General features: G+C 69.4%; 5 protein-coding genes. 2 read left to right on the top strand and 3 right to left on the bottom strand.

The window, feature by feature from the left end; translation table 11 throughout:
• The first annotated feature begins 37 nt into the window (after positions 1-37).
• Positions 38-1,234 (top strand): ricin-type beta-trefoil lectin domain protein, encoded by a 1,197-nt coding sequence (locus OG504_RS14865; protein WP_405990269.1) that lies wholly within the window; start codon positions 38-40, stop codon positions 1,232-1,234.
• A gap of 89 nt (positions 1,235-1,323) precedes the next feature.
• On the opposite strand, the gene OG504_RS14860 is transcribed toward OG504_RS14865, so the two are convergent.
• From OG504_RS14860 to OG504_RS14850, 3 genes are all read right to left on the bottom strand, one after another.
• The gene (locus OG504_RS14860; protein ID WP_033285059.1) at positions 1,324-2,853 is read right to left on the bottom strand and encodes a UDP-N-acetylglucosamine 1-carboxyvinyltransferase; all 1,530 of its coding nucleotides are present in this window, start codon (positions 2,851-2,853) and stop codon (positions 1,324-1,326) included.
• Positions 2,854-2,939: 86 nt separating this feature from the next.
• On the bottom strand, positions 2,940-3,137 hold the full coding sequence (locus OG504_RS14855) for a DUF4236 domain-containing protein (protein ID WP_266773474.1): 198 nt from the start codon (positions 3,135-3,137) through the stop codon (positions 2,940-2,942).
• Positions 3,138-3,207: 70 nt separating this feature from the next.
• Positions 3,208-4,116, bottom strand: coding sequence for a class I SAM-dependent methyltransferase (locus tag OG504_RS14850; protein WP_405990268.1), 909 nt, complete (start codon positions 4,114-4,116; stop codon positions 3,208-3,210).
• Positions 4,117-4,370: 254 nt separating this feature from the next.
• Between OG504_RS14850 and acnA the strand changes: the two genes are divergently transcribed.
• Positions 4,371-7,085 carry an aconitate hydratase AcnA gene (acnA, locus tag OG504_RS14845; RefSeq protein ID WP_405990267.1) on the top strand — a complete coding sequence of 905 codons (2,715 nt, stop codon included), beginning with the start codon at positions 4,371-4,373 and terminating at the stop codon, positions 7,083-7,085.
• Positions 7,086-7,115: the final 30 nt, after the last annotated feature.

Below are 7,115 nucleotides of genomic sequence, written 5' to 3'. Positions count from 1 at the left end.
CCGGTCGTCACCCGATCACCTTTCTGGAAGGACCAGCATGTCCGGCAAGAACAGCCCGCAGCACCAGGCAGCGACGGGCGGGGCGGAGCCCACTCCGGCCCCGGACACCACCGCGGGCGGCGCCCCCGAGACCGAAGCGGCGGCACTCCCGCCGACCAGCGGCGAGACGACGGCCGCCGGCACCGGCGCCCCGGAGACCGCGGCGAAGGCGGAAGCGGCACTCACGCCTCCCGCGCAGCCCGCCGCGGCGGCCCAACTCCCCACCGCGGAAGCCGCCGTGGGCGCCGACGAGGGCGCGACCGCCGGAGCCGCACCCGACACCCACGCCGACCCCGACCCGGGCCCCGACGCCCTGGCCGCATCCGCGACAGCCGAAGCCGCGAGCGGATCCGGCTCGGACACCGGCGAGGACACCGCCGCCGCGGCCCCCGCCTTCGGCCGCCCCTCCCGAGGCCTGCTCGCCGGAGCCGCGATAGCCGGCGCGCTGCTGATCGGCGTGCCGTTCCTGGTGTCCGGGCTGCTCGGCAGGTCGAGCTCGGACTCGAAGCCGTCGGACCAAGTGGCCGACGCGGGAACGGTGTTGAACGGGGCGACGACGGACAGCGGTGCCGGCGCCTACGGTTCGGCCAGCCCGGACCCGACCTCGCCGAAGGCGACCCCCTCGCACCCGAGCGGCGGCAAGAACAACAAGGTGAAGAACGGCGCGGGAGCGGCGGCCGCCGGTGCGGGATCCGGTGCCGGAGTGATCGCGGGCAGTTCCGCCGAGGCACCCAAGAAGGCGTCCTCCGGCGGGGGTTCGAAGAAGACCACCACGACCAAGGTCACCGCCACCAAGACGGTGGTCGCCGCGCCCGGCACCACCATCTACGGTCACGCCTCCAACAAGTGCATCGAGATGGTGGGTCACAAGGGCGCCGACGGTTCGCCGCTGCAGATCAACAGCTGCACCGGCAAGAACTGGCAGAAGTGGGACTTCCGTTCGGACGGCACGATCCGCTCGATGGGCCTGTGCATGGACGTCGCCTGGGGCTCGTCGGCGAACGGCGCGGTGATCCAGATCGCGGTGTGCAGCGGCAACCCGGCCCAGCAGTTCCGCCTCAACTCCAGCAACGACCTGGTTAATCCGCAGGCCAACAAGTGCGTGGACGTCAAGGACCAGGGAACCGCCAACGGCACCCGGCTCCAGCTCTGGGACTGCAACGGCCAGGACAACCAGAAGTGGAGCACCCGCTGAACACGGCGGTGCCGCCGCACCCGTGAGGCACGGCGGCACCCCGGACACCCTTGGACATCCAAGTCCCGCCCGGATGTCCCGTGTTGGGGCTAGATGTCGCGGAAGATCTCGATCTGTGCCCCGATCGAGTTGAGCCGCTCCGCCAGATCCTCGTACCCGCGGTTGATGACGTACACGTTGCGCAGCACGGACGTGCCCTCCGCGGCCATCATCGCCAGCAGGACGACCACGGCAGGCCGCAGCGCCGGCGGGCACATCATCTCGGCGGCGCGCCAGCGGGTCGGGCCCTCGACCAACACCCGGTGCGGGTCGAGGAGTTGGAGCCGGCCGCCGAGGCGGTTGAGGTCCGTGAGGTAGATCGCGCGGTTGTCGTAGACCCAGTCGTGGATGAGGGTCTGGCCCTGCGCGACCGCCGCGATCGCCGCGAAGAACGGCACGTTGTCGATGTTCAGGCCGGGGAACGGCATCGGGTGGATCTTGTCGATCGGCGCCTCCAGCTTGGAGGGCCGGACCGTCAGGTCCACCAGGCGCGTACGGCCGTTGTCCGCGACGTACTCGGGGGTGCGGTCGTGGTCGAGGCCCATCTCCTCCAGGACCGCGAGCTCGATCTCCAGGAACTCGATGGGCACCCGGCGGACCGTCAGCTCCGACTCGGTGACGACGGCGGCGGCCAGCAGGCTCATCGCCTCGACCGGGTCCTCGGAGGGGGAGTAGTCCACGTCGACGTCGATGGTCGGCACGCCGTGCACGGTGAGCGTGGTGGTGCCGATGCCCTCGACCTTGACGCCCAGCGCCTCCAGGAAGAAGCACAGGTCCTGGACCATGTAGTTGGAGGACGCGTTGCGGATGACCGTGACGCTCTCGTGGCGGGCGGCGGCCAGCAGCGCGTTCTCGGTGACGGTGTCGCCGCGCTCGGTCAGCACGATCGGCCGGTCGGGGGAGACGGCCCGGTCGACCTGCGCGTGGTACAGCCCCTCGGTCGCGGCGATGTCCAGGCCGAACCGGCGCAGTGCGATCATGTGCGGCTCGATCGTGCGCGTACCGAGGTCGCAACCGCCCGCGTACGGCAGCTTGAAGCTGTCCATGCGGTGCAGCAGCGGGCCGAGGAACATGATGATCGAGCGGGTCCGGCGCGCGGCCTCCGCGTCGATCGACTCCATCTCCAGCTCGGCCGGCGGCACGATCTCCAGGTCGACACCGTCGTTGATCCAGCGGGTGCGGACGCCGATCGAGCCGAGTACCTCCAGAAGGCGGTACACCTCCTCGATCCGCGCGACCCGGCGCAGCACTGTGCGCCCCTTGTTGAGGAGCGAGGCGCACAGCAGTGCCACGCACGCGTTCTTGCTGGTCTTCACATCGATCGCGCCGGACAGCCGGCGCCCGCCGACCACCCGCAGATGCATCGGACCGGCGTAGCCCAGAGAGACGATCTCGCTGTCCAGGGCTTCACCGATTCGAGCGATCATCTCAAGGCTGATGTTTTGGTTGCCGCGCTCGATGCGATTGACGGCGCTCTGACTGGTGCCGAGCGCCTCGGCGAGCTGCGTCTGTGTCCAGCCCCGATGTTGCCGGGCGTCACGGATGAGCTTGCCGATACGTACGAGGTAGTCGTCTGCCATGAGGCCGAGGTTATCTCAGATATGAGATGGCGCCTCCTGGGGGGTCCATTCGGGTGACGACGGGTCAGCGGCGCCGTCAGTCGCTGTCAGTCGTCCTTCTTGGTGCGCGTCTTGCGCCATCCGAAGGGCCCGGGCAGGTTCATCGATGTCGTACGGCGCCCCGAGGTGCTGCGCGTGTAGCGCGGGCCGCGCTTGCCACCTGTCGTGAACGACAAGGACCCCTTGTTGATGTTCAGCCGAAGCCAGGGAAGGATCCGGAAGCTCTTACGGAACGTGAGCGGCATACCCGCCCCCTTTCGTCTGGCACCGGGTACCCCGAAGTCGGCCAATCATCCGAGGACGAACGGGAGTTGCTCAGTCCTCCCCGCTGTCTCCGAGCTGGAAGTGCCAGACGACCGCGACCGGCGAGTCGTCCAGTGCGGCGGCGGACGCCTCGGGATCCCAGTGCAGGAGGTCCCAGGACATCCACGTGGGCAGCGGGTCAGGGGCGGCGCCGGGATCGAGGGAACGGCGCGGTCGGCGGGGTTCCTCGCAGTGCCGGACCTGGAAGCCGAGGGGGAGGGCGGCCGTGAGGTACGCGCTGAGCGGGCGGTGGTACTCGGTGAGCAGGGTCGGGCGGCCGTCCGGGCCGGGGCGCCGGGGGAGGGTGGGGCTGAGACAGGGCACGAGGTGGTGCGCGTCCGAGATCACGAGATGCCCGCCGGGCCGCAGTACTCGCGCGAACTCGGCCAGCACGACCGCCAGATCGGGGACGTGGGTCAACGCGAGCGCGCAGACGACCGTGTCGACCGCATCGTCGGGGAGCGGCAGTTGACGCAGATCGGCCTGGCGGAGGTCGACGTCCGGCAGCCGCTCCCGGGCCCGCGCGAGCATCTCCGGGGAGGCGTCGACGCCGGTCACGCGATGACCGAGCCGGTGCAGATGGGCGGTGTGCCGGCCGGTGCCGCAGGCGGCGTCCAGTGCGGTGCCGACCAGCAGGCCGTCCAGGATGCGCTGGACGACGGGCTGCTCGACGTCGATCATCGTGTTGCCGGCGTCGTCGTAGTACGGCGCCCAGCCCTGATAGACGTCGGCCGTGCTGATCGCGCCCGGGACCGCGGTGACGCCCTCCGCATCGGCGAGCTCCGGGGTGTCCAGCAGCCTGCGGATCCCGGCGATCCGGGCCTCGACGAAGGCCTGGTCGGCGCTTCGTTCCCGGAAGCCGCGCAGCAGGGCGGCACCCTCGAGTCCCAGCAGATAGCCGAGCGGGCTCAGATAGGTCACCCCGAGGACGGTACGGACGTACGACGCGTCGGCTCCACCGGTTTTCGCGCGCGGACGGGTCCGGGCATGACCATCCCGCCCCCATGTACTAGAGTTATCTCGACATCGAGATATCTGCCGAGGTGCACCGCAGCCGCACACTCCGCCGATCCAGCAGTAAGGCTTGCCTAACTTAGCCTTACCTTAGCGGATCGGCCAAGACGTCGTAGCGGCAGGATGCGGTGGGAACGCGCACATCAATGAAGGAGACTGTCGTGTCGGCGAACAGCTTCGACGCCCGCAGCACGCTGCAGGTGGGCGACGAGTCGTACGAGATCTTCCGCCTGGACAAGGTGGAGGGCTCGGCCCGGCTCCCCTACAGCCTTAAGGTCCTGCTGGAGAATCTGCTCCGCACCGAGGACGGCGCGAACATCACCGCCGACCACATCCGCGCCCTCGGCACCTGGGACTCGCAGGCCCAGCCGTCGCAGGAGATCCAGTTCACGCCGGCCCGTGTGATCATGCAGGACTTCACCGGCGTGCCCTGCGTGGTGGACCTCGCGACCATGCGTGAGGCCGTGAAGGAGCTGGGCGGCGACCCGGCGAAGATCAACCCCCTCGCGCCGGCCGAGCTGGTCATCGACCACTCCGTCATCGCGGACAAGTTCGGCACCCACGAGGCGTTCGCGCAGAACGTCGAGCTGGAGTACGGCCGCAACCGCGAGCGCTACCAGTTCCTGCGCTGGGGCCAGACCGCGTTCGACGAGTTCAAGGTCGTCCCGCCGGGCACCGGCATCGTCCACCAGGTCAACATCGAGCACCTGGCGCGCACGGTCATGGTGCGCAACGGCCAGGCGTACCCCGACACCCTGGTCGGCACCGACTCGCACACCACGATGGTCAACGGCCTCGGTGTGCTGGGCTGGGGCGTCGGCGGCATCGAGGCCGAGGCCGCGATGCTCGGCCAGCCGGTGTCGATGCTCATCCCGCGCGTCGTCGGCTTCAAGCTCACGGGCGAGCTGACCCCGGGCACCACCGCCACCGACCTGGTCCTCACGATCACCGAGATGCTCCGCAAGCACGGCGTCGTCGGCAAGTTCGTCGAGTTCTACGGCGAGGGCGTCGCCGCCACCTCCCTCGCGAACCGCGCCACCATCGGCAACATGTCGCCGGAGTTCGGTTCCACCGCCGCGATCTTCCCGATCGACGACGAGACCCTGAAGTACCTGCGCCTGACCGGCCGTGACGAGCAGCAGGTCGCGCTCGTCGAGTCGTACGCCAAGGAGCAGGGTCTCTGGCTGGACCCGGCCGCCGAGCCCGACTTCTCCGAGAAGCTGGAGCTGGACCTCGCGACGGTCGTCCCGTCGATCGCAGGGCCGAAGCGCCCGCAGGACCGCATCGTCCTCGCGAACGCCTCCGAGCAGTTCAAGTCGGACGTACGCAACTACGTCTCCGACGACGACGAGGCGGGCAAGGAGTCCTTCCCGGCCTCCGACTCCCCGGCCGCCAGCAACGGCGTCCCGTCGAACCCGGTCACGGTGACCGCCCCCGACGGCTCGACCTACGAGCTGGACCACGGCGCGGTGACGGTCGCGGCCATCACCTCCTGCACCAACACCTCGAACCCGTACGTCATGGTCGCCGCCGCGCTCGTCGCGAAGAAGGCCGTGGAGAAGGGCCTGACCCGCAAGCCGTGGGTCAAGACCACTCTCGCCCCGGGCTCCAAGGTCGTCACCGACTACTTCGACAAGGCGGGGCTCACCCCCTACCTCGACAAGGTCGGCTTCAACCTCGTCGGCTACGGCTGCACCACCTGCATCGGCAACTCCGGCCCGCTGCCGGAGGAGGTCTCCAAGGCCGTCAACGACCATGACCTGGCCGTCACTTCGGTGCTCTCCGGCAACCGCAACTTCGAGGGCCGGATCAACCCGGACGTCAAGATGAACTACCTGGCGTCCCCGCCGCTGGTCGTCGCGTACGCCCTCGCCGGCTCCATGAAGGTGGACATCACCAAGGACGCGCTCGGCGTCGACCAGGACGGCAAGCCGGTCTACCTCGAGGACATCTGGCCGACCGAGGCCGAGGTCAACGACGTCGTCGCCAACTCCATCGGCGAGGACATGTTCAACAAGTCCTACGCCGACGTCTTCGCGGGCGACGCCCAGTGGCAGGCGCTGCCCATCCCGGAGGGCAACACCTTCGAGTGGGACGCGCAGTCGACCTACGTGCGCAAGCCCCCGTACTTCGAGGGCATGACGATGGAGACCACCCCGGTCTCCGACATCGCCGGCGCCCGCGTCCTCGCCAAGCTCGGCGACTCGGTCACCACCGACCACATCTCGCCCGCCGGTGCCATCAAGGCCGACACCCCGGCCGGCAAGTACCTCACCGAGCACGGCATCGAGCGGCGTGACTTCAACTCCTACGGCTCCCGCCGAGGCAACCACGAGGTCATGATCCGCGGCACCTTCGCCAACATCCGCCTGCGCAACCAGGTCGCGCCGGGCACCGAGGGCGGCTTCACGCGTGACTTCACGCAGGCCGACGCCCCCGTCTCCTTCATCTACGACGCCTCGCGCAACTACATCGAGCAGGGCATCCCGCTGGTCATCCTGGCCGGCAAGGAGTACGGCTCCGGCTCGTCCCGCGACTGGGCCGCCAAGGGCACCGCGCTCCTCGGCGTCAAGGCCGTCATCGCCGAGTCCTACGAGCGCATCCACCGCTCGAACCTCATCGGCATGGGCGTCGTCCCGCTCCAGTACCCGGCGGGCCAGACCGCAGAGTCCCTCGGCCTCACCGGCGAGGAGTCCTTCTCCGTCGCCGGCATCACCGAGCTGAACGACGGCACCACCCCGAGCACGGTCAAGGTCACCACCGACACCGGCGTGGAGTTCGACGCGGTCGTCCGCATCGACACCCCCGGCGAGGCCGACTACTACCGCAACGGCGGCATCCTGCAGTACGTGCTGCGCAACCTGATCCGCAACTAGCGGCTCCGGTACGGCAGTTGAGGGCCGCAT

The sequence above is a fragment of the Streptomyces sp. NBC_00986 genome (assembly GCF_045162565.1).
GTDB lineage: Bacteria > Actinomycetota > Actinomycetes > Streptomycetales > Streptomycetaceae > Streptomyces.
The sequence above is the reverse complement of the archived record's forward strand: the minus strand, read 5'-3'. Positions and strand labels throughout refer to the sequence as shown.

What these genes read in the sequence shown, in the direction of transcription:
- OG504_RS14865 (WP_405990269.1), top strand. Translation starts at nt 38, where the DNA reads ATGTCCGGCAAGAACAGCCCGCAGCACCAGGCAGCGACGGGCGGGGCG.
- OG504_RS14860 (WP_033285059.1), bottom strand. Translation starts at nt 2,853, where the DNA reads ATGGCAGACGACTACCTCGTACGTATCGGCAAGCTCATCCGTGACGCC.
- OG504_RS14855 (WP_266773474.1), bottom strand. Translation starts at nt 3,137, where the DNA reads ATGCCGCTCACGTTCCGTAAGAGCTTCCGGATCCTTCCCTGGCTTCGG.